At 45.7% G+C, this 25,894-nt stretch carries 21 protein-coding genes and 3 pseudogenes; all 24 read left to right on the top strand.

Annotation, left to right across the window (positions count from 1 at the left end):
* Positions 1 to 3: 3 nt before the first annotated feature.
* The 24 genes and pseudogenes from K7I13_RS02105 (at position 4) to K7I13_RS01995 (ending at position 25,889) form a co-directional block, all read left to right on the top strand.
* The gene (locus K7I13_RS02105; protein WP_255947586.1) at positions 4 to 906 is read left to right on the top strand and encodes a hypothetical protein; all 903 of its coding nucleotides are present in this window, start codon (positions 4 to 6) and stop codon (positions 904 to 906) included.
* Positions 885 to 995, top strand: a pseudogene (locus K7I13_RS15540) (cytidylyltransferase domain-containing protein); the annotation flags it as partial. The gene K7I13_RS02105 and the pseudogene K7I13_RS15540, both read left to right, overlap by 22 nt.
* Positions 996 to 1,141: 146 nt before the next feature.
* Entirely contained in the window at positions 1,142 to 3,343 is a 2,202-nt protein-coding gene (locus K7I13_RS02100) for a bifunctional glycosyltransferase/class I SAM-dependent methyltransferase (RefSeq protein WP_439647458.1), read from the top strand.
* Positions 3,340 to 4,911, top strand: a complete 1,572-nt coding sequence (locus K7I13_RS02095; protein ID WP_255947585.1) for an ATP-grasp domain-containing protein — start codon at positions 3,340 to 3,342, stop codon at positions 4,909 to 4,911. The genes K7I13_RS02100 and K7I13_RS02095 overlap by 4 nt, the downstream gene beginning before the upstream one ends.
* Entirely contained in the window at positions 4,898 to 5,944 is a 1,047-nt protein-coding gene (locus tag K7I13_RS02090; protein ID WP_255947584.1) for an N-acetylmuramoyl-L-alanine amidase, read from the top strand. The genes K7I13_RS02095 and K7I13_RS02090 overlap by 14 nt, the downstream gene beginning before the upstream one ends.
* The gene (locus tag K7I13_RS02085) at positions 5,941 to 6,477 is read left to right on the top strand and encodes a GerMN domain-containing protein (RefSeq protein WP_255947583.1); all 537 of its coding nucleotides are present in this window, start codon (positions 5,941 to 5,943) and stop codon (positions 6,475 to 6,477) included. The genes K7I13_RS02090 and K7I13_RS02085 overlap by 4 nt, the downstream gene beginning before the upstream one ends.
* 84 nt (positions 6,478 to 6,561) lie before the next feature.
* Positions 6,562 to 7,626, top strand: coding sequence for a flagellar filament outer layer protein FlaA (locus K7I13_RS02080; protein ID WP_255947582.1), 1,065 nt, complete (start codon positions 6,562 to 6,564; stop codon positions 7,624 to 7,626).
* A gap of 186 nt (positions 7,627 to 7,812) precedes the next feature.
* Complete coding sequence (locus K7I13_RS02075; protein ID WP_255947581.1) at positions 7,813 to 9,066, top strand: RelA/SpoT-related domain-containing protein; 1,254 nt, start codon at positions 7,813 to 7,815, stop codon at positions 9,064 to 9,066.
* A gap of 114 nt (positions 9,067 to 9,180) precedes the next feature.
* A complete protein-coding gene (locus K7I13_RS02070) occupies positions 9,181 to 9,972 on the top strand; it encodes a hypothetical protein (RefSeq protein ID WP_255947580.1) in 792 nt (263 codons plus the stop codon).
* Between the two features lie 135 nt (positions 9,973 to 10,107).
* A complete protein-coding gene (gene rimP / locus K7I13_RS02065; RefSeq protein WP_255947579.1) occupies positions 10,108 to 10,575 on the top strand; it encodes a ribosome maturation factor RimP in 468 nt (155 codons plus the stop codon).
* A 12-nt stretch (positions 10,576 to 10,587) separates the two neighbouring features.
* A pseudogene (nusA, locus tag K7I13_RS02060) lies at positions 10,588 to 12,068 on the top strand (transcription termination factor NusA).
* 8 nt (positions 12,069 to 12,076) lie between these two features.
* Positions 12,077 to 14,788 carry a translation initiation factor IF-2 gene (infB, locus tag K7I13_RS02055; RefSeq protein WP_255947578.1) on the top strand — a complete coding sequence of 904 codons (2,712 nt, stop codon included), beginning with the start codon at positions 12,077 to 12,079 and terminating at the stop codon, positions 14,786 to 14,788.
* 20 nt (positions 14,789 to 14,808) lie between these two features.
* On the top strand, positions 14,809 to 15,189 hold the full coding sequence (gene rbfA / locus K7I13_RS02050) for a 30S ribosome-binding factor RbfA (RefSeq protein ID WP_255947576.1): 381 nt from the start codon (positions 14,809 to 14,811) through the stop codon (positions 15,187 to 15,189).
* Positions 15,190 to 15,198: 9 nt separating this feature from the next.
* Positions 15,199 to 15,804 carry a tRNA pseudouridine(55) synthase TruB gene (gene truB, locus K7I13_RS02045; RefSeq protein ID WP_255949189.1) on the top strand — a complete coding sequence of 202 codons (606 nt, stop codon included), beginning with the start codon at positions 15,199 to 15,201 and terminating at the stop codon, positions 15,802 to 15,804.
* On the top strand, positions 15,801 to 16,181 hold the full coding sequence (locus K7I13_RS02040) for a hypothetical protein (protein WP_255947574.1): 381 nt from the start codon (positions 15,801 to 15,803) through the stop codon (positions 16,179 to 16,181). Before truB ends, K7I13_RS02040 begins: the two co-directional genes overlap by 4 nt.
* Positions 16,178 to 17,023, top strand: coding sequence for an FAD synthetase family protein (locus K7I13_RS02035; protein WP_255947572.1), 846 nt, complete (start codon positions 16,178 to 16,180; stop codon positions 17,021 to 17,023). Before K7I13_RS02040 ends, K7I13_RS02035 begins: the two co-directional genes overlap by 4 nt.
* A gap of 20 nt (positions 17,024 to 17,043) precedes the next feature.
* Positions 17,044 to 17,313, top strand: a complete 270-nt coding sequence (gene rpsO, locus K7I13_RS02030) for a 30S ribosomal protein S15 (RefSeq protein WP_255947570.1) — start codon at positions 17,044 to 17,046, stop codon at positions 17,311 to 17,313.
* A 151-nt stretch (positions 17,314 to 17,464) separates the two neighbouring features.
* A complete protein-coding gene (gene pnp / locus K7I13_RS02025) occupies positions 17,465 to 19,570 on the top strand; it encodes a polyribonucleotide nucleotidyltransferase (RefSeq protein ID WP_255947569.1) in 2,106 nt (701 codons plus the stop codon).
* Positions 19,542 to 20,813, top strand: coding sequence for a M16 family metallopeptidase (locus tag K7I13_RS02020; protein WP_255947568.1), 1,272 nt, complete (start codon positions 19,542 to 19,544; stop codon positions 20,811 to 20,813). The genes pnp and K7I13_RS02020 overlap by 29 nt, the downstream gene beginning before the upstream one ends.
* Positions 20,785 to 21,224 (top strand): annotated as a pseudogene (gene dut / locus K7I13_RS02015) (dUTP diphosphatase). The gene K7I13_RS02020 and the pseudogene dut overlap by 29 nt, the downstream one beginning before the upstream one ends.
* Positions 21,225 to 21,326: 102 nt before the next feature.
* Positions 21,327 to 22,325 (top strand): LptF/LptG family permease, encoded by a 999-nt coding sequence (locus tag K7I13_RS02010; protein WP_255947567.1) that lies wholly within the window; start codon positions 21,327 to 21,329, stop codon positions 22,323 to 22,325.
* Positions 22,322 to 23,374: an LptF/LptG family permease gene (locus K7I13_RS02005; protein ID WP_255947566.1), complete on the top strand. Its 1,053-nt coding sequence runs from the start codon at positions 22,322 to 22,324 to the stop codon at positions 23,372 to 23,374. Before K7I13_RS02010 ends, K7I13_RS02005 begins: the two co-directional genes overlap by 4 nt.
* Positions 23,375 to 23,388: 14 nt before the next feature.
* Positions 23,389 to 24,528 carry a tRNA guanosine(34) transglycosylase Tgt gene (gene tgt, locus K7I13_RS02000; RefSeq protein ID WP_255947565.1) on the top strand — a complete coding sequence of 380 codons (1,140 nt, stop codon included), beginning with the start codon at positions 23,389 to 23,391 and terminating at the stop codon, positions 24,526 to 24,528.
* Positions 24,525 to 25,889: a HEAT repeat domain-containing protein gene (locus tag K7I13_RS01995; protein WP_255947564.1), complete on the top strand. Its 1,365-nt coding sequence runs from the start codon at positions 24,525 to 24,527 to the stop codon at positions 25,887 to 25,889. The genes tgt and K7I13_RS01995 overlap by 4 nt, the downstream gene beginning before the upstream one ends.
* The last annotated feature ends 5 nt before the right edge of the window (positions 25,890 to 25,894 follow it).

Here is a 25,894-nt window from a genome sequence, read left to right as displayed (position 1 = left end):
ATAATGTCAAAAGCGCAGGATGCCTCTGTTCCGTGTACCGTTGTGGTTTTAAATCGGGGAGGGAGGTATTACCGCTCCGCGGTTTTCCAGAATCTTGAAAATGCCGGCTTCAGCTCGGTTATTTCCGTGGAAATGAATTCCGAATCCTATGATATAGAAAACCTCATTACCAGGTTTCCTTCGATACGGTTTCTGATCCCGCAGGGAAGTACTACAATAGGCGAAATGATAAATACTGCGGTAGCCGAGACAAATTCGCCCTGGGTATTTGTTGTATGGAATGATATAGAAATTGCGCCGCACAGTTTATCTGAAAGGCTGTTTGACAGACTGAATAACGATCCTGTGTTTTGTACGGCTCCCGTGCTTTCAACTGAAAAAATGGAAGCCCTGCCGGTTCAGATGGTTCCCGCCCTTAACAGAAATTCTTTTCAAATTGAACCCATGTATTTTTTCCGTGACGGATCGCCAACAGTGTATCCGTTTGATTTTACCGGCATTTATAACCGGGAAAGATTTATCAGACTTGGCGGATATGATTATACTATAACCAATCCGTACTGGCAGAACCTTGATTTTGGTTTCCGGGCATATTTGTGGGGAGAAAAAATCCAGCTGTCCAGCATTTTTAAACTGGCATACGGAGGCGAAATACCCACTGAAGACGCGACAACGGATACCTCCTATATACAGTTCTATCTGAAAAATCTTGCTCCGGTATACCGGAAAAACAGAATTACATTACCGCTTTCCTGTTTTTTTTCATATGCAGTCAGGTCGGGACTCAATATTATTGATGCTGTGCTGTATTTCAGGGAAGCGAGAAAATGGATCGCATTGAATAACAGCCGTTTTGTGCGGGATGCCGTTACTCTGTGCGGCTCATGGGAGCCCAGTCTTCAATGACAGCTGTTATTCTGCAGGCCCGCCTCGATTCAACGCGCCTTCCGCAAAAAGCCCTGCATGATCTCAGCGGCAAACCGGTTATTGTCCGGGTTATGGAAGCGCTTAAACAGATTTCTGCCGATACATATATTCTCGCCTGCGATACCGCTTCGGCCCCGCCTTTTCAGCTCTCGCAGACGAATGCGGTTTTATATGCATTCCTGGGCCAAAGGAAGATGTCCTCGAACGGTTTTGCATGGTTATCCGGCAAACAGGGGCTGACATTGTCGTCAGGGCTACAGGTGATAATCCCTATGTATTTGCGGACGCCGCTCAGGCAGCCCTGCTCAGGTTTACCGAACTCAGGGATACAAGGCCTGCGCCTGATTATTTTGCATATTCCGGTCTGCCTCATGGCAGCGGCGTCGAAATTATTTCAGCTGCGCGGCTTCTCGAAGCGTCAGCCCTGACCGACTCTTTGTATGATCACGAACATGTTGCGCCTGCATTATACCTGTATCCCGAACGTTATAATTGCGTGAGGGAAGAAGCACCGTTACAATGGTTTTATCCTGATATACGGACAACCATTGATACCCGCACCGATTATGAACAGGCAAAAGAAGTCGCCTTATATCTTTCATCGCATGGGCAGACGCTGCCCGCGTTATCTTCGTCAATAATCGAAGCCTGTCAGTACATTACCCAAACACTTCTTTTTGTACCGTCGGCCGTTACGGGGCAGGGAAGCGGGCACCTCATACGGACGCTGGACATCGTATCAAAATTATCGGGAAAGTACCGCTGCATCATATACCTTCCGGAAAACCATATCCTGCCTGTTCCGGAAAATTTCAGAAATATCATCGTTTCAGAACTTCCCGTATCGGCAGCCCTGGTTATTCTTGACCGTTTCAGATCATCTATTGATGAAATAAAGACCTTCCGCGGAATCGGACCCGTTGTGGCTTTTGATGAAGGCGGCCCAGGCCGGCCTTATGCGGATTATCTGTTTGATATTATTCCCGCCATTCCATATAAGAGCTTTATCAGGAAGCTCCCTGCGAACCGCACTGATCCCTCATTTCTGGCTTTGCCGGAAAAAAAACAGCACCGCGCAAATCATGAAATAAAAACAGCCCTTGTTTCCGGCGGAGGAGAAGATGCCGCGGGTCTGGCTCGTTCTGCGGCACACATAATGCGTAAACTCGGCTTTGAAGTAACGGTTATTGATCCCTCAATAAAGCAAAAAGAAGAAGATAATCAGGTAACAGCTCTGCCCTTTATCAGGAATTTAAAAGAAACACTATATACTTTTGACCTTGTTGTTACCCACTTTGGGTTAACAGCCTTTGAAGCCCTTGCGGCCGGCTGCCGTGTTATTCTTTTTTCTCCGACACGGTATCATTACCGGCTTGCAAAATACCACGGTTTTTCAGTAATTCCTCCAGGCCGGATGACAGCAGGGACAATAAAAAAGATTCTGAAAAAAGACATAAAAATTCCCTCTGTCATTACACCGGAAACAGTATCCAGGGATATAGCTGACAGCATCCCGGGCTATCTGGATTCTTCTGTCTCGGATTGTCCGCTCTGCGGGAATGCCGGAGGCCGGGTTATTGCCCGGCTTGAAGACCGGAGCATTGCCCTGTGTCCTGAATGCGGCATGGAATATCTGTATTTTATTATCGCTGCACCTGCTTCATATTCACATGCCTATTTTTTTGAAGAATATTCCAGGCAGTACGGGAAAACATATCTCGAAGATTTTGAATTTATAAAAGAAATGGGCGTTTCCCGGATAAAAAAAATAGAAAAGATTTTTGCCCGGCGGTCAACCGGCCGAAGATCGAACCTTAAAACACTGCTTGATATAGGCTGCGCCTACGGGCCCTTTCTTTCTGCCGCTTATGACTCCGGCTGGGATGTCACCGGCATTGATATTTCTGAAGACGCTGTCAGGCATGTAAAGGAAAATCTCGGATTTGCTGCAAGTATTTCCGCATTTCCTGATACAGGTATACAGACTTTTTCGGAGAAGAGCTGTTTTTCCGTAATTACTTTGTGGTATGTGATAGAACATTTTAAAAATCTTGAGCCTGTTTTTACCAGAATAAGAGAACTCCTCTGTTCCGGCGGAATCCTGGCATTTTCAACCCCGTCCGCTTCAGGAATTTCGGCGTTGAAAAACAGATCTGGATTTTTCAAAAACAGCCCGTCCGACCATTTTACGCTCTGGCGGCCCGGCCATGTCCGTAAGCAGCTTTCACGTTATGGTTTCGATGTGGAAAAAATAATTTCAACGGGGCACCATCCTGAACGGTTCCCGGGATTACGCGGTGTAAAAAAGAATTCCCTGATATGGAAAGCCTGCATGGCCGTAAGCCGGGTGTTTTTTCTGGGAGATACTTTTGAAGTATATGCAGTAAAAAAGGAAGGGCAGGGAAAAAACACATGAAAAAAAGAATACTCCTGCTGGGTGCGGGTTTTATGCAGGGTGCGGGCATACGCAGCGCAAAGCAAAAAGGCTGGGAAGTCATTGCGGCGGACGGTAACCCCGAAGCGGCCTGCGCGCATCTTGCCGATCATTTTGAACATATTGATTTAAAAGATACGGAAAGACTGTGCGGGTTTGCCGGGCAGCTGAAAGACAACGGCGGGCTTGACGGTGTTTTTACCTGCGCAACGGATTTTTCTTCAACAGTTGCCTTTATTGCTGAAAAGTACGGACTTCCGGGGCATTCGCATGAAGCTGCCCTGAATGCGACCGACAAGATACGCATGCGAGAATGTTTTCAGCAGGCAGCTGTCCCTTCCCCGAAATTTACCGGCGTACACAAAACACAGGCGCCCGACATCCGCAATCTTCTCAGGGCAAGGGACCTCCGTTACCCGCTTGTTGTAAAACCTGCCGACAATATGGGTTCAAGAGGCTGCCGGAGGGCCGATACCTTCGAACAGCTTGAGCAGGCTCTTTCCGAAGCTTTCCGATATTCAAAAACCGGGACTGCCATAGTCGAAGAATATATGGACGGCCCTGAATTTTCCATAGAAGCTCTGATATTTGACGGGGAATTCCATTTGACAGGATTGGCCGACCGGCATATTTATTTCCCACCATTTTTTGTTGAAATGGGTCATACAATGCCGTCATCCTTTCCAGAAGACAAACAGCAGGAACTTGTTGAAGTATTCATAAAAGGCATAAAGGCGCTTGGCCTTACTCACGGCGCTGCGAAAGGAGACCTGAAATATACGGAAAAAGGCCCCATGATAGGTGAAATCGCCGGCCGCCTTTCCGGCGGATATATGTCAGGGTGGACCTTTCCGTATTCGACCGGGATCGATTTAACAGGAGCCGCTCTTGACCTTGCGGCAGGCAAACGCCCGGAAACATTACGGAAGATAAAAGAGTGGACCAGCGCCGAACGGGCCTGGATTTCCATTCCCGGAAAAATAGCCTCGGTTTCCGGATACGGCGAGGCAGAAAAGCTGGCTTTTGTTCTGGATATTTTCCCGAGGGTAAACCCGGGCGATACCGTATGTTTTCCGCAGAACAATGTGGAAAAATGCGGAAATATAATAGCCGCCGGTCCCTCCCGCGAACAGGTAATTGACGCGGCCGAAGAAGCCTGCCGCCTGATTCTGCCGAGGCTGGAAGCCCCAAACCCTGAAACCGATTCCTTTCTTCTTGCCGGCTCTGCGGAATTTCCGCCCCCGGCTTTCCCTCTCCCGGCCTTTCCGCAGGATCCGGAGTACACCGTGTCTGTTTTTTCCGGAAAACAGATAGCTGTTCCCGGCTTTCTTGTGCCGTTCCTTGACACCGCAGAAGACTGGCAGGGCAGAACCCTGAGACGGGCGATAACCCAGAGTATTGAAGCTGAACCCGGACTTTTGCGGAAGCTGGAATTTTCAGAAAAAAATGATCAAAATAACTTAAACAGGTACTGGAAGGCCTTGCTCAGAGGCGGAATTCAGGGAATAGTATATATATATGACAGGGATTCACTATATGAAAGCCCGTAAATACGTTTTTCTCATTCTGTTTTTTTCCGCGTTTATGCCGAAAACGGTATTTCCGGCTGAAATTCAGCCTCATATATCCTTGCATGACGCGGCGGCAAAGCTCAACGCAAAACTGTTCTGGGATCCCCTGTCAGGGGTCGTTATCCTGTCAAAAAACGGACATAACGCGAATTTAAGGGTCGGCGATGAAATCGTACTGTTCGACTACCGGGAATTTGCCCTTCTTGATCCTCCTGTCCGACGGGACGGGAATGTTTTTCTGACGCCGGCCTTTGTTGATTATCTTGAAAACTTTTTTGAAACACTTCCACCGTCTATTGCGTACCGAGTCGGGGCGATTTTGATTGATCCCGGTCATGGCGGCAAAGACCCGGGGGCTGTAGGAAAAATTACAAAAAACGGGAAGGCCTCGGATATCCGGGAAAAGGATATTGTGCTGAAAGTAGCGCAGGATGTATATTCCCGCCTGAAAGCTCAGTATCCGGATAAAAAAATCCTTCTCACCCGCAGTGACGACACTTATTTGAGCCTCGAAGAGCGGGTCGAAAAAGCGAATTCGGTCAAACTGGAACCCCATGAGGCCATACTCTATATTTCAATCCATGCCAATTCCGCCTTTAATCCGGCTTCGGCAGGTTTTGAAGTCTGGTATCTTACCCCTGATTACCGGAGGACAGTAATCGATAAATCTTCCGGCAATATAAATGACGATATTCTCCCCATTCTCAATTTTATGATGGAGGAAGAATTTACCACCGAAAGTATGCTGATAGCGAAATATATATCGGACGGGCTGGAACTTCAGATCGGGGATGTCAGCGCAAACCGGGGGCTTAAGGAAGAAGCCTGGTTTGTTGTCCGCAATGCGCGGATGCCAAGCGTACTGATTGAACTGGGTTTTGTATCAAATTCGGCGGAAGCCGCCCGGCTGGCGGACGACCGGTACTTGCAAAAATGCGCCGCCGGTATATATAATGGGCTGTCGGTATTTATTTCCCATTTTGAGAATTCAAGAGGTTTTACAGCTCAATGATAAAAAAGATTCACCAGGCGCAGCATACAATTAATTCCCTGTCCGGAAAAAATCATTCACCGGCGCAGTTTGTGATAGTTTTTATCTGTCTTGTCATATTCGGGGTGCTTTTCGGGGGCCTTCTTGCGCAGAAAAATGCGCGGGCTGTATTTTTCTTTCCCGTTTCGGATGTGAAAAAAGACAATGCCATACATACGGTTTCGGAAATACGGTACCTGCCGAAAAAGGAAAACGCCACGGAAAGACTCGAACAGTATATAAGCGAACTCCTGTTCGGACCTATAAATCCGGAATATTTACCTCTCTTTGACGGAAATGTCCGGACCCTGCGCTGTTTTGTCGCCGGAAAAAACGCCTATATCGATTTCTCAGAGGAGGCGCTTGCTCCCGTATACGGGAAGGTTCCGGTTGATAAAACATTTGAAATTTTTAAAAAAAATGTTTTTACAAATTTCAGAAACATTGATACTATATATATGTATATCGATGGAAAAGAAGTATATACGAAAAACCCTTTTGGCGGTGCAATGTGAACGAAAAAAGCATTGACAAAAGAAATTTCTTTCGTATACTTATAACTTGACAGGTTACAATTCGTGCATAAAAGGAGCTTTTGAATGAAAAAGGGATTCATACTTGTTGCAATCGCATTCTTCTTGGTTGGTGCTGTTGCAGTGGCAGATGAAGCTGTATTAATCGATTTTGCTTTGCTGACGGCAGACAGCGTTAATGATGATGATGGCAATGCGACCCAGAACGGCAGAACAGTAATGGATTATTCAACTGTAGCCGGCGATACATTTACGGACGATCAGCGTTCTCTTATGAAAACTTCACTGGCCGTAGGCAATTGGGATGTAGAGCTCAATTCTTCCGCAAGGAATGTTACCAGTCTTTCTGTTTCTCATGTAAGGCCCGCTCCGGTAAGCCAGAATGCAAAAAGTTTTGCAGGACAGACTGTAATGGGCGTTCGCATCAACTTCCCCGTATGGAACAGCAATGCAAACGCGATCATTAAACCTCCGTTTGAAATTCCCGCTTATGAACCGATGGCTCAGACAAATGAGGACGGAGAGGTTCAGGAACCGACTGATGAAGACAAGGCAACAGGACAGACCCGTTTTGAAGGCGGTTATGGTGTTGTAAAGAATGTTGGTGTGATTAAATCAATTGCCGTAAATACGTATGGTATGCAGTTTCCCCATGGTTTGTATGTTGTGCTTCATGACATGAACCGGGTTGAAAAACGCTATTTCATGGGATATCTGAAATTTGACGGCTGGAGAGAACTTGTCTGGCAGAACCCTGCGTATATTTCCGATGCACGCAGCCGGGAAATCAGACTGTATCCTGTATATCCGAATCATGTTCCCATACAGACATTCAAGAGTTTCATTGTTACACGCGATGCAGCAGATGAAGGCGGTGATTTCATAGGTTATATCAAAGATGTTAAGATAATTTATGACAAGGCCGTTCTTGATTCCGTACGCGATTTTGCTGATGAAGATATCTGGGGAATCCAGACAAAACGCGAAGCAGAACGCAAACAGCTTGAAGTATCACGCTTCGGCGGCGTACAGGTTCTGCGTTTCCTTGAACAGGAAAAGATCGCAACTGAAACCGGTTTTACTCCTTCTGAAGGCGCTTCAGCCAATGAACCGGAACAGAACGCAAACTAACAAGCAGATTGTATAATATGCATGAAAAAGGGATCCTTCAGGATCCCTTTTTTATTCGAGGTGAGGGTTTAACCCGAGACTAATTCCACGGGAGAGAAAAATACTCCAGACCGAAGGTCTGCCCTGCTCCGCGGCAGAGTATTTTATTTCCTTGCGCAGCGGTAAATTCGTTTGTATACTATACGTATGGATTTTCCAAAAACAAACGCATCATGGCTGCCCGACAGGGAACATCTTCTTGAACTGTATCAGTCTTATCAGCCCGCTCTCCAGCTTATTTTAAAAAGAATTGAATCAAAACTGAAATCATGCATAACCGTTTCTTCCACGCCGACTTACAAGGGCAGGGTAAAAACATTTAACAGCTACTACCGGAAATTTCTGCGTACCCTGCCTCCCGATTTTCAGCCGACTGAGGACCTTCCCACTGTTACGGACATTCTGGGGATCAGGATTATCTGTTCCTTTTTGCAGGATCTGACCGAGGTAGAATACTGTCTGAAATCGGCCTTCCGGATACTTGAGGTGGAACGAAAGGGGGCTGACCGGACATTCCGTGAATTCGGCTATGAGTCAACGCATATTCTTCTGGCGATTCCCGATGAGCTGAAGGAAAACCTGGTACTGCCTCCTGATCTTATTATTGAAGTCCAGGTACGGACCATCCTGCAGGATGCATGGGCCGAGGTTGAGCATGAGCTGGTATATAAATCTGAATTTTCCCCCTTTGATCTTCCTCTCAAGCGGAAGCTCGCTTCCATAAATGCCAGCCTGAGTCTGGCTGATATTATTTTCCAGGAAATCAGGGATTATCAGACAAAGCTGAATGACGAACTCGACAAAAGGCGGGGGAGCTTTTACCATCAGGCCGATAACTTTTTTGATCTGGATAATGATCTTCCGGACGTTTCCTCTTCAGGGGATGCGGAGAAAATTTCCGAAACCGCATCTCCCTATGTAAAGGGTACCATAGATGATATGATTCTTGAGGCCATTGAAGCCCATAATAACGGAAATCTTGAACGGGCAATAATGATATATACGCTTATCATCGATAAAAAACCGAACGCAACAGTTCTTTCAGTTATATACAAACACCGGGGTATGGCCTATTTTGCGCTTTCCCGCTATGAAGATGCGCTCCAGGATTTTAATGCGAGCGCCGAAAATAACCCGGCCAATTTCAGGGCCTATTATTATATAGGCATAGTTCTGGCCGTTATGGGAAAAAATGCCGAGGCGGTTGAGAACTTTACCCATTCGCTGGACATCAACCTGTATCAGCCTTATGTGTATTTCAGGCGGGCCCAGGCTTTTTATACTGAAGGGCGGTATACTGAAGCTCTGAATGATCTGGATAAAAGCGTATCCCTCGGCCTGAAGGACGAAAATGAAAAAAAACTCCGTCTCCTGATCGCGAAACGGCTGGACGTATCATAAAAGAATATTTTTCCGCTTAATCGTACCGTAATATGTTCCCGCGGGTATTTTTTTTTGATTTTTTGTTATATAATCGGTACATAAATAGCTTTGTAAAAATACAGGAGGCCATGCATGGATCATGCCTATAAAATGTTTTATAAACGGTTAAGCGAACTTCAGTCAATTATCCTTGAAAATCTGGCAAATTGTGAAACCAGTCTCGTAACCGATAATGTGTCCGAAAAGAAACGGGTTATTACAAAACTGTTCTCAAATGTAAGCGAATTGTATAAACTTTGTAATACCGATTCTCCGGAATGGCTGGTTTCACTGGTATCCATCTGCAACAAGCTTTTGAGCAGTCTGTCAAATACCCAGAACAGAAAGGAATTGCTGGAATTCATTGTTCTGAACAGGGATAACATAAAACAGCATGACTGGTTTGACACCGGCACAAATGAAGATCTGAATTTCGAAACAATGTATAAAAAATACAAAAATGAATCAAAGGTTCCTGAATTATTTGATAAAATGGTGCAGACTATTGATAACGCTTTCCGGAATGAGAGTCTGAATTTGAACAATACGGAAAAACCCCTGAAAAAATTACTGTCCGTAATCAGGACAAATATGAATAAATCGTTCTGCTCTGATGAAATAATCGTTTCCGCTTCCGTTTTTCTCCTGAAAGAACTGTCCGCCTGCTCAGGTGACAGCGCGCCGGAAGTAAAATCCATGCTTAATGTATTATTCACGTCGGCAATTGAAATATATGACACGGTTTCCGAAATCAGGAAAAAAATAGAGCAGGAAATAGGCGGAAAATTAAAAAGCGGTTCACCGCAGTTCGCCGTTTTGTCCGGCAGGGACACCCTGATAAAAACCGGAGAGGAATCCGGGCTTGTTTTTGAAAACAGACGTTGACTTTTTTAATTGAAATAGTATAGTTTTATACGAACTTATATTATCCTTATTATAGCAGGAGTCGTTCAAACGGCTCCTTTTTCATATATTGAATATACATTTTGTGAATGATGAAAAAACGGGAGCTTCTTTATAGTGGAATATACCGCACCTGAAAATATGCCGTATTTTACGGATTGCGAACCACTGGTTCGTGGTCTCGGATACCAGTTGCTTGAGTTTACTGTTTTTAAGCGGCATACAACGTGGCAGATACGGGCTGTAATTTATACGTCCGAGGGTGTCGGTATCAATGATTGCTCCAAAGTTCACAGAATTCTGCTACCCCGGCTCGAGGCCCTTCTTTCAACTCAGGATCTGACAATGGAAATAACCTCGCCCGGAATTGACCGCATACTGAAAGATGCATATGAATTTTCTGTTTTAACAGGAAAAAATATAAAAATATGGAATACCGATGTTTCAGACTGGATATACGGCGAAATTGTATCTTCTGATCAGAAAGAGGTTTGCCTTTTATCCGAATCGGGGAAAATACAGATTCCATATTCAAAAATAGCTAAAGCAAGACTGTCTGACCGTCCGCCGGTCTCAGACAGATAGAAGGAGTTTGTTATGCCTGCGGAAATGGCCGAAGCAATACGCCAGCTTGTTCAGGAAAAAGGAATTGATGAAGACCTTGTATTCAGAATGATTGAGGATACCCTAAAGGCTGCGTATAAAAGAAAATTCGGAACAAATGATAATGCTGTAGTTACTTTTAATGATGACCATACCGATGTTTCGATATATTCGCGCAAAACAATAGTTGATGGTGTATATAATCCGGTTACCGAGATCGAACTGGAGGACGCGATTGATCTTGATCCTGAATGTGAAATCGGCGACGAGTTGCTGATTGAAGTTGATCCCCGGGAATTTGACCGGATTTCAGTCCAGTCCGCAAAACAGACTGCCCAGCAGTCTATCCGGGATATTCAAAAAGACACCCTGTATTCCGAATACAAGGACAAGGTCGGTGAAATAATTATCGGTTATTATCAGCGTGAGCGGAATGGAAATATCTATGTTGATCTTGGTAAGGTGGAGGGCATCCTGCCGCGGAAATTCCAGTCCCGAGGGAGTCATATCATCAGAACGACCGGATCAAGGCTTATATTACCGAGGTCAAGAAAACCACGGCAGGGCTTCAGATTGTGTTGTCAAGAACGGACCCTGACTTTGTCCGGCGTATTCTTGAACTTGAAGTTCCCGAGATATATGACAAAACGGTAGAAATCTATAAGATCGTCCGTGAGCCCGGTTACCGGACAAAGGTAGCGGTTTTTTCCCACCGGGACGACGTTGATCCTGTCGGCGCCTGTGTAGGATTAAAGGGTGTCCGCATTCAGGCTGTTATCCGTGAACTGGAAGGAGAAAAAATAGATATCCTGAAATATGATGAAAATCCGCGGACATTTATTATGAACGCCCTTTCTCCTGCCGAAGTAAATGATGTAGTCATACTGGATGAAGCAAAGCGTTCTGCCCTCGCGGTAGTTTCCGATTCCCAGTTTTCACTGGCAATCGGAAAACAGGGACTGAATGTCAGGCTTGCGAACCGTCTTGTTGACTGGAATATCGATGTTAAAACTGAGGAACAGTTTGAAGAAATGGATATTTCCGCGGAATCCCGCAAGGTCGCTCACGAACTCTTTGCAAACAGCGATGCAGATGAGATTACATCCATTAACGAATTGCCCGGAATTACAACAGAATTAATTGAAATACTTGAAAATAATGATATAACATCTGTTGATGACCTGCTCGCTCTTGGAGACACTGAACTTGAAGCGCTTGAAGGTATGACTCCGGAGCAATACGCGGTTCTTGAAAAAGTGATAAAAGATTCTTTTGAATTCGTCAAAGATGATGAAGATGCTGAAGCTGATGATGCAGAAGATTCGGATAATGAGGAGCCTGTTGAGGCCGGGGCTGACGAAGAAGCTGATGATGAATATGAATGCCCGGAATGCGGTGCTCCTATAACGATCGATATGACAACATGTCCCAATTGTGGTATTGGTCTCAGTTTTGAATATGAGGACGAAGAATAGGAAACTATATGGCCGAAGATTCCGATAATACACAAAAACCAAAGGTAATTCTCAATAAACAGCGAAAAACAGACGCCGCCGCTCCGGAACAGGTAAAACCTGCTGCAGCTTCTGAAACTACGGAAAAGAAAAAAGTAATTATTGTTAAGAAAAAAACGGCAAATAATACTGCTTCTGCTCCGGATCAGAATACCGACGACACGGCAAAAAATGATTCCAAACCTGCCAAAAGGCCGGTTCATGTCGTACCTGTCCGGCATCAGGAAGCTGATTCTGAACAGGGGAAGAAAAGCAGTGACGGTAATGCCGAAGAAACCGATAAAAAGACAACGGCGGGTCCGGTTGAACTCAGTCCGCCCCGCCCGAACGTAAAGGTCGGAAATCTTGCCGACCGCTCCCATAACCGTTCCTATAATCAGGGCAGCCGCGGTTCTTATACGCCGGGCGGTCAGAGAGAAGGTTTTTCAGGAACCCAGGCAAGGGAAGGGGCCCGTGATTTAAATCAATCCGGTTACCCGCGCGGAGACCAGGGGCAGCGGAGAAATTATTATAATTCACAGGGTCAGGGCCGCCCCGGCGGTTACAATGGTCAGCCGCGAACCCCGGGAGCTCCGAATACACAGGGCCGCAATCCCAATTACAATCAGGGCCGTCCCGGTGGACCACCCCGTCCGGGCGGACCGCCTCGTCCCGGTGGACCGCCCCGTCCGGGCGGATTTACCCAAAACAGGGGATTCGGACCAAGACCGGGTGCGCCTGGAAGGAATGGCCCCTCGGAGCAGATGCCTCTTGATAGCAGGACTCCTCCCGGGAAAAAATCTTTCAAAGGTAAAAAAACTGTTTATACCCGGAAAAACAAGGAAGATGACTTTGAAGAGAAACTCCTTCAGCAGAAAAAGAAGGCCCAGGACAAGATAAACGCAATCCCGAAAGAAATTGAAATAATGGAATCAATTTCTGTTTCCGAGCTTGCGCGGAAAATGAATTTAAAGGCCTCCGAACTTATAGGCAAACTGATGACAATGGGAATGATGGTTACCATGAATCAGTCAATTGATGCTGATACCGTAACTATTCTTGCAAGTGAATATAATTGCACAGTCAATATTGTCAGCCTTTACGATGAAACTGTTATTGAAAGTGATAGTGACAGTAATGCCGAGCTTCTCCCGCGTCCTCCTGTTGTTACAATAATGGGACACGTCGATCACGGAAAGACAAAAACCCTGGACGCTATCCGGAGTACCCATGTCGCCGAAGGGGAATTCGGAGGCATTACCCAGCATATTGGCGCCTACATGGTTGAAACACCGAAGGGAAAAATAACCTTCCTTGATACTCCCGGCCACGAAGCGTTTACCATGATGCGTGCCCGCGGCGCTGAAATAACCGATATTGTTGTACTTGTTGTTGCGGCTGATGACGGCGTAATGCCTCAGACTGTTGAAGCAATAAACCATGCGAAGGACGCAAAGGTTCCCATAATAGTTGCCGTCAATAAGGTTGATAAACCTGAGGCAAACCCCGACAAGGTTAAAACACAGCTTTCCGAACTCGGACTTACTCCTGAAGAGTGGGGCGGGGAAACCATGTTTGTGCATATCAGCGCCCTGAAAAAAGAAGGACTCGATGATTTGCTGGATTCAATTCTGCTCCAGGCGGAAATTCTTGAGTTGAAGTCAAATTTCGAGTGCCGGGCTGAAGGAAAAGTCATTGAGTCCCGTATAGACCACGGACGGGGTATTGTTGCAACTATTCTTGTGCAGCGCGGAACTCTCCGGACAGGAGATTCCTATGTTGCCGGAGTATACTCAGGCCGGGTCCGGGCAATTTTTGATGACCGCGGTGAAAAACTTGATGAAGCGACCCCGAGTATGCCGGTTGAAATTCTGGGGCTGGAAGGTATGCCGAACGCCGGAGATCCCTTCCAGGTTACTGAAACCGAGAGAATTGCGCGCCAGATTTCATCCAAACGCCAGGAACTGAAAAAATTTGAGGATTCACGGAATGTCAAAAAGGTTACGCTTGATAATCTGTTTGATACCATTCATGACGGCGGAATCCTTGAACTGAAAGTAATCATTAAGGCGGACGTACAGGGTTCTGCTGAGGCACTGAAGCAGTCTCTTGAAAAACTGTCTACAAAGGATATCCGCCTGAATGTTATTCATGCTTCGGCCGGAGCCATTAATGATTCCGATGTTATGCTCGCAGTTGCAGATTCCAATGCTATTATTATCGGATTTAATGTCCGTCCTACTCCCCAGGCAAAACTGCTTGCCGAGTCGGAAAAAATCGACATCCGCAAATACAATGTTATTTATAAGGCTGTTGAAGAGATTGAGCTCGCAATGGAAGGCATGCTTAAGCCTGATATTAAGGAAGAAGTTATCGGTATGGTTGAAGTCCGGGATGTAATAAAAGTGCCGAAGATCGGCGCGATTGCCGGATCCTATGTCCTGCAGGGCGTCGTAAGACGAAATTCGATCATCAATGTTATCCGGGACGGCATCGTTGTGCATACCGGAAAAATAGCTTCACTGCGCCGGTTTAAGGATGATGCCAAAGAAGTTGCCGCGGGTTTTGAATGTGGTATCGGCATTGAAAACTATACCGATGTACGCGTCGATGACCAGCTCGAAGTTATAGAACTGGTGGAAATTGCGCGCAAGCTGAAAGACAGCGAAAAAAATGATTCATCGAAGGATAAGACAGAATAAAATCTGTCCGGTAGAATAATATGGGAGAATTCAGACTGGACCGTCTCGGCGAACAAATCAGGGAAGAAATTTCCGGGATGATATTCGGCGGACAGATAAAGGACCCCCGTGTATCAAATTTTCTTTCAATTAACCGCGTTGATGTTTCCGGTGATCTTGGATATGCAAAAGTGTATGTTTCAAGTTTTATGGATGTGCATCAGACAAAGAAAGGTGTCAGCGGACTTCAGAATGCGGCAGGGTATATCCAGTCTGTTCTCGGCAAGAAGCTCAGAATCCGGCAATTCCCTCATTTGCAGTTCATCTTTGATGAAAGCATAAAAGAGGGATTTGAAATGGTTCAAAAGATCAATAGTCTTGATATTGACCGCAGTTCCGGTGAAACTGAAAAAACGGAATAAATATTGGCAATGGATCTTTCTCCTGAGGGAATAATTCTCTTTGCGAAAAGTGCGGGCAAAACCAGTTTTTCTTCACTCTGGCAAATAAAAAATGCCCTTGAGACAAAGAAAGTAGGCCATACGGGGACCCTTGATTCATTCGCAGACGGACTGCTTGTGCTTCTTTCAGGAAAAATGACCCGGCTCGCGCCGTATATAACGGCCTGCGATAAGGAATATAAAGCCCTCATCGAATTCGGCGCCGAAACAGACACCCTTGATCCCGACGGCAAGGTAATTATGGAGGCCCCGCTTCCGCTTTTCCGCACGGTAAGAAATATACTGCCTTCTTTTACGGGAAATATCATGCAAAAGCCCCCGCTGTTTTCCGCAATCCATGTTGACGGGGAAAGGGCGTCGGACAGAATACGAAAGGGAGAACAGATAGAACTGCCGCCCCGTCCGGTCACTGTGTACTCAATTGAAATTCTGGAGGCCCGCGATCCCGGCGGAAATATGGCCGGCGATGATTCTCAGCTTGCGAATCTTACAGTCCGGGTCCGCTGTTCCAAAGGAACCTATATCAGGTCGCTTGCGCGGACATTGCGCAGGCAGCGGGTTCCTGCGCCTATTTGAAGGGCCTCAGGCGGACCCGGCAGGGTATTTTTAATCTGAAAGACGCCCTGAATTATCACCGGCTTTTGCCTTTCCCTTCTTTACCGGTGCAGCCTGAAAAACGGGAACAGCTTGCAAAAGAAGAGGTTTTAAAAAACATAGTGACTTTTACGCCGGAAATAGCCGCTTCACTTTCGATGAATCCGATAGATATCGCCGCTTCCTGTTCCGCTGATTTCAGTAACGGAAAGAAAATTTCGCAATCGTGGTTTTCTTTCGGACAGCCGCCTGTTTTCGGCAGCCGCTGTGCGGTCTTCTGTCAGGGCCGGTTTATGGGCGTCGTATTATGGAACGGCGGACAGACCAGATATGAGTTTGTTTCGGTGCCGCGTATATGAATATGACTGTAATCAAATGGGAAGACATTTTTACTCCCTCAGGCGCGGAGGCTGTTTCAAAATTATGCGGAAACAACGGTGGGACTGCCCTGACAATAGGCGGTTTCGACGGCCCTCACACGGGCCATCAGGCGCTATTCAATGCGGTGATGGAAAATGCGGAAAAATTGAATCTAGTTCCCGGCGTGGTGACTTTCACGAGGTCCCCCGGTGTGGTAAAAAACGACAAAAACTACCCCGGAGATGTGTCAACGCTCCGGCTCAGACTGAATCATTTTGCCGAAACAGGGTTTAAGCTGGTTGTCCTGATTGACTTTTCTGCGGAATTCGGTAGAATGACAGGGAGTGTATTCTTTGATAATCTGGTAAAAAAGATCCGTATGCGGTATGTGGCCGTTGGTCCCGATTTCCGCTGCGGATTTCGCCTGGATACCGGTGAAACAGAAATAGCTGGTTTTGCCACAAAAGAAGGGTTCCGTGTTGATTCCATACCGCTGGCCGATTATAACGGTTTGCGGATAAGCTCCAGCGCTGTGCGCGACGCGATCAGGTCCGCTGATTTTGCCCTTGCGGAAAAACTTCTTGGTTATCCATTTTTGCTTGATTTTTCCGGAATACGCTGGGAAGTTTCGGACAAAAATCTGAATACTCCTTTGTGTTCTTTTACACAAATACTCCCCGGGCGGGGAGTTTATAATGCTGTCTTATATACGGTTTCGGGAACTTCCGTTCATGTTACAATACACGTAACGGAATCCTTATTGGAGCTTGCCGCCTGTAAAGGCGAAACACTGCCGCCCGTACCCGAAATAAGTGCGGCTGAATTCTGTTTATCAAGATGATTAATATAAAAGGAGTAAGTATGGCACTTACAAAAGAGGAGACCACCGCGGTGGTCGGAAAATTCGGTGCGAATGAAAAAGACACCGGAAATACAAAGGTACAGATAGCTCTTTTGACGGAAAGAATCCGTCAGCTGACCGAACACTGTAAAAAGTTTAAAAAAGACAAAAGCAGCCAGCGTGGTTTGCTTATTCTGGTCGGACAGCGCCGCCGTCTTCTAAAATACATACAGCGTAAAAATATTGCCGAATATCGTGCATTAATTCAGGAGCTTGGCTTACGAAAGTGATGCAAAAGTTACCTGCCTCTTTTTCAGGGTGGGTAACTTTTTCTTTTTTACCGGCAAACTTCTGAAATCTCCCCGGTTTTTGCCTTTCACTGTTTGAAAGGTTATCTTTAATATTAATGCTGTATGACAGCAAAAAATAAGGTACGTAAAAATGATACATAGAGTAACATACAGAATCGGAAATGATGATCTGATTCTTGAAACCGGCCGTCTTGCAAAGCAGGCTAACGGCTCGGTATTTGCCCAGTATGCGGGAACTGCGGTTCTTGCAACTGCCTGCGCCTCTTCGGATAGTGTGGAAGGCTTGGATTATGTTCCGCTTACCGTGGATTATAATGAGAAATATTATGCTGCGGGGAAAATACCCGGCGGTTTTATTAAACGCGAAGGCCGTCCGAAGGACAAGGAAATTCTTGTTTCCCGTCTGATTGACCGTCCGATGCGGCCTCTTTTTGAAAAATCTTTCGGAAGGGATATTCAGCTCATTCCGACCTGCGTTTCTTCGGATATGCAGAATCCTCCTGATATTATTGCCGTAATAGCAAGTTCAGCAGCTGTCGCCATATCGGATATTCCTTTCAACGGGCCGGTAGCGGCGGCGAGAATCGGGTATATTAATGGTGAATATATTATAAATCCCACCTTTGAACAGATTGAAACTGCTGATATGGAAATAGTGGTCGCGGGTACTTCAGAAGGAATAACCATGGTTGAGGGCGGCGCACATGAGGTATCCGAAGAGGTTATGCTCGGCGCGCTCGAAAAAGCCAAGGAGTTTATAAAAGCTATCTGTGATCTGCAGAGGGAACTTGCGCAGAAATGCGGAAAAGAAAAACTCCCGCTCAGTCCCCTGACTGTTGAACTTCAAAACCGTGACGTTATCTATGCCGAAGCCTATCCGAAAATGGAAGAGGCCCTCTATGTCAAAGGAAAACATGAGAGGCGGGCTGCCTGCCATGCGGTAAAAAAACAGCTTGAAGAAACCTATGCGGAACAGCTTGAAGACGAACTGCAGCGAAAGCTCTTTCATGCGCTTTTTGAAGATATAGAATATACTATTCTCCGCAAGAATATTCTGGAAAAGGGCGTCCGCGTTGACGGCCGGGACCCGGAAAAAATTCGCGATATAAGCTGTGAAATCGGGGTTTTACAGAGGCCCCATGGTTCCGCCCTGTTTACCCGCGGGGAAACACAGGCTCTGGCTGTAGCCACGCTCGGGACCATCTTTGACGAGCAGATTTATGATGATATTGAAGGCGACCGCAGAGAGCATTTTATCCTGCATTATAATTTCCCTCCATTTTCAGTCGGCGAGGTGGGGCGTATGGGTACCGGCCGCCGCGAAATCGGTCACGGGTATCTTGCAAGGCGTTCACTGGAACCTGTAGTTCCTTCACGGGAGGCCTTTCCCTATACAGTCCGGGTTGTTTCTGAAATCCTTGAATCAAACGGTTCTTCCTCAATGGCTTCAGTCTGCGGCGGAACTCTTTCTCTTCTTCATGCCGGGGTCCCTCTGAAAAGTCCTGTAGCAGGTATCGCAATGGGACTGATTACAGATGGTGATAAGTATGCAGTGCTTTCGGATATCCTCGGTGAGGAAGATCATCTGGGCGACATGGATTTTAAGGTCGCAGGCACCGAAAACGGAATTACCGGCTTCCAGATGGATATTAAGATTGCGGGTGTTTCAACTGAAATCATGAAAAATGCCCTTGATCAGGCAAAGCGGGGACGTTTGCATATTCTTGGCATAATGAACCAGACAATTTCCAAACCGTCCGAACAGATTTCCCAGTATGCGCCCCGCATAGAGGTAATGAAAATTGATACCGATAAAATCGGCGCCCTGATAGGCCCCGGCGGCAAGACCGTTAAGGCTCTTTCAGAACAGTATCAGGTCACCATTAATACTGAAAATGACGGGACTGTTACCATTTACGGTAAGAATTCAAAGGCCGCTCTTGCTGCCCGTGACGCTATAAAGGGTATTGTGGAAGACCCCGAAGTCGGAAGAATATATGACGGCGTTGTCCGCAGAATAATGGACTTCGGCGCTTTTGTGGAAATTCTCCCCGGCAAGGAAGGATTGGTCCATATTTCAAAGCTTTCCCGGACCCGGGTCGCCCATGTTTCCGATGTGGTAAAAGAGGGACAGAAGATACCTGTCAAACTTCTGGAAATAGATAAAATGGGCAGACTGAATCTGTCCTATATCGATGCGATTGGAGATGATGCCCCTAACCCGGAAAATAATTAAAAACGGCGTTCATTTTATAAGCGAACCGATTGCCGCCGCCCATTCTGCGGCAATCGGTATATGGTTCCCGACCGGCTCCCGTGATGAAAGAGCGGGTTCGTCAGGCGTTATGCATTTTATAGAGCATATGCTTTTTAAGGGGACCGATACTCTGTCTTCAATTGATATTGCGCGTTATTTTGACAGGATCGGCGGATATGTAAACGCATTTACCGAAAGGGAAATGATATGTATCTACTGCCTGGTCCCGCCGCAGAATGCGGAAGACGCTTTAAGAATTCTCTGCTCCATGGTCCGGCGTTCTGTTTTTGCCGATGCGGAAATAGAACGCGAGCGGTCTGTTATAGTCAGTGAGATTCTCGCCCAGTGTGATGATCCCGACGAATCCGGAATGGAAAAAGCTTTTTCTCTGATGTACCCTGATCACCGGATATCACATCCGATAACCGGTACAGTCAGGGACATTGAATCTCTCGCTTCAGACACAATCAGGGAAAATTACCGCCTCTTTATTCAAAATACTTCTCCGCTGATAACGGCGGCCGGCAATCTGTGTACGGACAGGCTGGTTTCAATTATCGAGAGTGAGTTTGAAAATACCGATCCTTTGCTTAACCCTGATATACATCCGGTTTGGAAGTCCGGCGTTTTTTTTGAGGAATCCCGTTTTTCACAGTCACAGATATATCTTTCCTATCCCATAAATGAATCAAAAACGGATACAGGCTGGTATTCATGGGCTGTGATCAATGCTATAATCGGAGATATGGTAAGTTCCCGGCTCTTTCAGAATCTGAGAGAAAAAAGAGGGCTGTGTTATTCTGTATTCAGTTTTTATCTCTTTAACAGGGATTCTGCCTTTTGGACGGCAGGGGTTTCGGTTCCTCCCGAAAAGACCACAGAAACGCTGAGCGTTCTGTTATCCGAAATCACTGAAATCGGGGAGAAGGGTTTCAGCAGTGATGAAATTCAGGAGGCAAAATCCCATGTATCGGGAGAACTTCTTTTAAATGCCGATGATACCGAAAACAGAATGAAGCGGCTTGCCCGGCAGTTCTTTTACAACGGGACTATTCTTTCTGTTGAAGATTCCGCGGAAATGATAAACAATATAAACGGGTCTGATATTGAAACGGCGCTTGATTCATTTGATGATAAAAAGAAGAATCTTGTTGTATATGCGAAACAAAAATGCCTCAGGGAGTGTAAAAAATATGGACGCAGTTATCCGTTTTACAGCTAAAAAAGGCGCGGTAACACCTGAATATAAAACCGCCGGCGCCGCCGGCGCTGATATTTGCGCTTTTCTTGAAAAACCTGTAACGCTGGACCCTTTTGACCGCTGTCTGATTCCGACCGGGATCAGTACGGAAATTCCCCCGGGATATGAAATACAGGTAAGACCCCGTTCCGGGCTTGCAATGAAACACGGAATAACAATACTAAATACTCCGGGAACAATCGATTCAGATTACCGGGGGAAATCGGCATTGTACTGATTAATCTCGGAAAGGAACCGTTCACAGTGGAACATGGCGACCGGATTGCCCAGCTGATTGTTTCAAAGGTCGATCATGCTTCTTTTATACAGGTGGAAGCTCTTTCTGAAACGGAACGTTCCGCCGGAGGATACGGTTCAACCGGAAGAAAATAAATGCGAAAGACGCTTTTTTGTACATTGCCAAGGAAATGCTTCTCTATTTTTTGTCTGCTTTCTTTTCTTTTTTCTTATTTTTTTGTTAATCAGATATTGCTTATGGCTGAAGATATTCTTTCAAAAAAGGCCCCATTTAAAGATGTTGCGCTGCTGATTATTTACGCGCTTCCCTCAATAATTGCGACTTCCGCTCCGTTTGCCGCTCTTGTAGGTACCCTGATGGGTGTTGGACGCCTTGTAAGTGACCGGGAGATTCTTGCAATGAATGCTCTCGGGGTATCTCTCCGGTTTATTTTTCTGCCCATACTCGCTGTAGGTATTCTTGTTTCTATGGTTTCCTTTATGACAAATGATATTCTTTTGCCTCTGGGTACCATAAAATTCAATTCTCTGTACCGGAAAATCCTGACCTCGACCCCGGCTCTGGAGCTGGAGTCAAATTCCATAAAAAGAAGCCAGAATGCAATTGTAATTTCCGGAACCATAAAAAACGAAACCATGGATAGCATTCTTCTGATAGATTCCGACAATATGGGGAATAAAAGGGTTGTCGCCGCTCCCGATGCAAAGATACTGAAATCAAATGATTACGCAATACTCATGACTCTGGAAATGCAGAATGCCCTTGTCGCCAGTTTTGACAAAAGAGACAGAAAAAAATTTGATATAATTGAGGCGCAGACCATCTCATATAATATGCTCGCAAAAAATCTATTGTCGAATTATTCGAGTTCTGTTACTCCGCGGGAAATGACTTCACGTGACTTGTACCGGGAAATTCAGCGCCAGGAAATTCAGGAAAACCCCAGGGTTCTGAATATGTGGAAAATGGAATTTCATAAAAAGTTTACCATACCTTTTGGAGCCTTCTTTTTTGTTATTCTTTCTTTTCCGCTCGGACTTACTGCCAAAACAAACGGACAAAGTGTGGGGTTTATTTTCGGATTAATTATTGCTGTGTTATACTGGGCGATGCTCATTGGAGGGCAGACGCTGAGCGTCCGTCTCGATTTTAACGGGACGCTGGCAATGTGGCTGCCTAATCTGGTTGTTCTGCTGGTTGGACTTATCGCGCTTGGAAGAAGGTTTTTCAAATGAAGCTATTACAGCGGTACCTGCTGCAGCAGTTTATACCAATTTGCTTTTTTGCCCTTCTTTTTTTTATCCTGCTGCTTGAGCTGGGTGATTTATTTGCCAATTTATGGCGATACCTTGCAAATGAGGCTCCGATACGTTCCGTTATAACGGTAATGATCCTGTATATCCCGAAATGTATTTCCTATTCAATGCCGATGGCTGTTCTTTTTGCTTCGGCATATACAATGGGTTCAATGTATGCAAGAAATGAGCTGACTTCGGTATTTGCCGCAGGCTATCCCCTGTATAAACTGATTATACCGCTCCTTGTTCTCGGTCTTTTACTTTCCTTTGGCATGTTCTTTTTTGAGGACAGAGTTGTTATTCATTCCCTTGCGCAAAAGAACGCATTAAACAGGGTTCTTCTTAACCAGCAGGAATCATTGAACAACGGTAATGTTGTTGTTATTTCCGAATCACGAAAAGTGGTATATACCGCTGATTTTTATCAGGCGGGAGATAAAAAGCTGTACTCTCTTATTGTAGTAATCAGGACCGAGGACGGCGACCTCGAAGCCGTTATTCAGGCCCCCTCGGGAAAATGGTCGGGAAGCGAATGGGTTCTCGAAACCCCGATAACGTATATTATAAAAGATGATGTTCTCGTAGAGGAAGATATAGTTCCCTATGAACTGACAGAATCTCCGGAAATTTTCCAGAGAAACGTAACGTCTGTGGATGAGTTATCTGCCGAAGAAGCAAAAGTATATATTGAGAATGCCCGGCGGGCAGGGCTTCCTTACGCGGAGATGCTGTCAAATTATTACAGACGGTTTTCCTTTCCGTTTACAATTTTTATTGTTTTGTTTTTTTCGATTTCCCTGGGCGGACGTTTTAAGAAAAATATTCTCCTTATGAGTTTGTTACTAAGCCTTTCAATTGCGGTTTTATACTATGTAATGCAGATGATTACTATGATTCTTGCAAAATGGGAATATATTTCACCGCTTGCCGGAGCCTGGGTTCCGGTAATATTTTTTTCGGAGCCAGTGTTGCGATTCTTAGGGTAGCAAGGACATAAAAAGTGCAGAAAACTGATAAAATTTTTACTTTAAAACACCGGGATAATTCCTGCGGTGCGCGTACCGGGAGTATTTCATTGCCTCACGGAACCGTTAATACACCGGCGTTTATGCCTGTGGGGACAAATGCGACAGTCAAGGCAATGACAAAGGACTGGCTTGATGAGATAGGTTTTGAAATCATTCTTGCCAATACCTATCATTTGTATTTACGCCCGGGGGCGGAAATTATACGTGCCGCCGGCGGTCTCCATGGTTTTTCCGGCTGGAAAAAAAATTTTTTAACCGATTCGGGCGGATATCAGATATTTTCTCTTTCCGCATTCAGAAAGATTACCTCTGACGGAGTTAAATTCCGCAGTCATATTGACGGTTCTTCCCATTTTTTAACGCCGGAAGACATAGTTTCGGTACAGGCCTGTTTGAACAGCGATATCCAAATGCAGCTTGATGTCTGTACAGGTTACGGGACCGAATGGAAAAAAGCAAAGCAGGCGCTTGAAATAACAAGCAGCTGGGCGCAGCGGGCAAAGAAAGCCTGGCTCGAAACACCCGAAGAATATCAGGGGAAATTATTTGCAATAGTGCAGGGGAATTTTTACCGGGATCTCAGGGCAGAAAGTGTGGAGCGGGTTGTCGAACTGGATACGCCGGGGATAGCAATCGGCGGTCTTTCAGTAGGAGAGCCCGCTGATGTGTATAATGAATTTCTCGCATTATCGGCGGAACATCTTCCCGATGATAAACCTCGCTATGTTATGGGAATAGGAACGCCGGATTATATCCTTGATGCTGTCATGAATGGTATTGATATTTTTGACTGCGTGCTGCCTTCCAGAAATGCCCGTAACGGTTCCCTTTTTACAAGAGACGGTACCATTGCGATAAAGAAAGAAAAATATGCGGCGGACTTTTCGCCGATAGACCCTGAATGTTCCTGCAGAGTCTGTCGGGAGTATTCAAGAGCCTATATGAGACATTTATACAAAAATGATGAAATACTGAGTTCAATGCTCGCGACCTATCATAATCTGGCTTTTATGAACCGGCTGGTGGAAGAAATACGGGAGGCCATAAACTCCGACACCTTCCTTGTTTACAGAAAATCATTTCTTGAACGTTTTACCGGAGGCAAAAAATGAAGCGGTTTTTATTTTGTATTTTTTTTCTGTGTTCCTTTTCCATATATGCACAAAAGTCGGAACATGAAGAGCGCCGGGAGATTATTAAGTACGGACTTGAAGGCGAAATAACCGAACTGATAACAAAACTCCAGAATGAAGATTCAAAAGAATATAATACGGAATTAACGGAACTTTTCTATAAGACAAAGAGTACTTCAATCAAGGAGCATATTCTCCGGCTGTACAGCGCCCAGAAAAATCCGGAACTGGAAGACTATTGTCTCGAAATACTTGAGGATCCTTATGATGAAAAGAAGACACTTGTATTATCTGTGCTGGCCTATGTCACGGATTTGAAACTTTCTTCCGCTGCGCCGCAGATACGGAAGATTCTCGAAAATGAAAACAGTGATTACCGTGATTCGGCTATCCGTGCTCTCGGAAAAATCGGCACAAGTGAAGATGCTCAATTTCTGATCGCATATATGGATGCGGAACTTCCGGGGGATGAAAGACAGCGGCTGATAATCCGCCAGAATGTTATGACTGCCCTGGGAGAATTACAGGCTGAAGAAATATGGGAACGTTTTGCCGAAATTGCGCAGAACGCTGACGAGAATGCTGTTATAAGAGCGGCCGCAGCGACTGCGCTGGGTAACCTGAAAAAAACTGAAGCGCTCCCTGTTCTGGTGAATCTATTCAATGAAACTGATCCTATTATCAGGACTGCTGCCGTGACAGCGCTGTCTTCGTTTGATGATCCCGAAGCAACGGAAATTATTCTTGACGCTTTCAGGGATTCCTATTATAAAATCCGTATCGAGGCGATAGCGGCGGCCGAAAAAAGACATCTCAACGAGGCTGTCCCGTTTATTCTGCACCGGGCAAAAACTGATCCCGTTGAGGCGGTGAAAATGCGGGCATTTGAAGCGCTTGGTGTTTTTAACGATCCTGATGCGAATGCCTGGCTCCTCGAGCAAATGAATAATACCAGAATTGCGGACAAGACCCGGCTGAAAGCAATGACCGTTTTGCTTGACGCTGACTTTTCCCTGTATTATCCCGATGTTGAAAAAGCCGCGCGGGAAACGCTGCAGGATAACAAGAAAACCTGGCTCCGCTATGAAATCGGAAAAATGCTGTCAAAAAGGGATAACCGTGAAATTGAGCCGCTTGCATCAGCTTATTTGTCCCATTCCGATACCCTGACGCGAAGTATAGGGATTGATATGTATGAAAGGAACCGCTATGCGGGCCTTACTCCGCAAATAGAAAGAATAGCTGATGATGAAAAACAGGGAGCTTTGCAGAGGCGCGCTAAAAGGGTTTTGGAAAGCACCTCTGATAATCCGTCTGAATCAGAAACGACAGAAAACTGATTTTT

Origin of the sequence: Brucepastera parasyntrophica, assembly GCF_022376835.1 — a bacterium.
Taxonomy (GTDB): Bacteria; Spirochaetota; Spirochaetia; order Treponematales; family Treponemataceae; genus Brucepastera; species Brucepastera parasyntrophica.
This window is presented reverse-complemented; position numbering and strand designations above follow the sequence as displayed.

Bases quoted from the DNA above. Each gene is read 5' to 3' on its own strand.
- K7I13_RS02105 (WP_255947586.1), top strand. From the start codon at position 4: ATGTCAAAAGCGCAGGATGCCTCTGTTCCGTGTACCGTTGTGGTTTTA.
- K7I13_RS02100 (WP_439647458.1), top strand. From the start codon at position 1,142: ATGGTTATCCGGCAAACAGGGGCTGACATTGTCGTCAGGGCTACAGGT.
- K7I13_RS02095 (WP_255947585.1), top strand. From the start codon at position 3,340: ATGAAAAAAAGAATACTCCTGCTGGGTGCGGGTTTTATGCAGGGTGCG.
- K7I13_RS02090 (WP_255947584.1), top strand. From the start codon at position 4,898: ATGAAAGCCCGTAAATACGTTTTTCTCATTCTGTTTTTTTCCGCGTTT.
- K7I13_RS02085 (WP_255947583.1), top strand. From the start codon at position 5,941: ATGATAAAAAAGATTCACCAGGCGCAGCATACAATTAATTCCCTGTCC.
- K7I13_RS02080 (WP_255947582.1), top strand. From the start codon at position 6,562: ATGAAAAAGGGATTCATACTTGTTGCAATCGCATTCTTCTTGGTTGGT.
- K7I13_RS02075 (WP_255947581.1), top strand. From the start codon at position 7,813: ATGGATTTTCCAAAAACAAACGCATCATGGCTGCCCGACAGGGAACAT.
- K7I13_RS02070 (WP_255947580.1), top strand. From the start codon at position 9,181: ATGGATCATGCCTATAAAATGTTTTATAAACGGTTAAGCGAACTTCAG.
- infB (WP_255947578.1), top strand. From the start codon at position 12,077: ATGGCCGAAGATTCCGATAATACACAAAAACCAAAGGTAATTCTCAAT.
- rbfA (WP_255947576.1), top strand. From the start codon at position 14,809: ATGGGAGAATTCAGACTGGACCGTCTCGGCGAACAAATCAGGGAAGAA.
- truB (WP_255949189.1), top strand. From the start codon at position 15,199: ATGGATCTTTCTCCTGAGGGAATAATTCTCTTTGCGAAAAGTGCGGGC.
- K7I13_RS02035 (WP_255947572.1), top strand. From the start codon at position 16,178: ATGAATATGACTGTAATCAAATGGGAAGACATTTTTACTCCCTCAGGC.
- rpsO (WP_255947570.1), top strand. From the start codon at position 17,044: ATGGCACTTACAAAAGAGGAGACCACCGCGGTGGTCGGAAAATTCGGT.
- pnp (WP_255947569.1), top strand. From the start codon at position 17,465: ATGATACATAGAGTAACATACAGAATCGGAAATGATGATCTGATTCTT.
- K7I13_RS02020 (WP_255947568.1), top strand. From the start codon at position 19,542: ATGATGCCCCTAACCCGGAAAATAATTAAAAACGGCGTTCATTTTATA.
- K7I13_RS02010 (WP_255947567.1), top strand. From the start codon at position 21,327: ATGGCTGAAGATATTCTTTCAAAAAAGGCCCCATTTAAAGATGTTGCG.
- K7I13_RS02005 (WP_255947566.1), top strand. From the start codon at position 22,322: ATGAAGCTATTACAGCGGTACCTGCTGCAGCAGTTTATACCAATTTGC.
- K7I13_RS01995 (WP_255947564.1), top strand. From the start codon at position 24,525: ATGAAGCGGTTTTTATTTTGTATTTTTTTTCTGTGTTCCTTTTCCATA.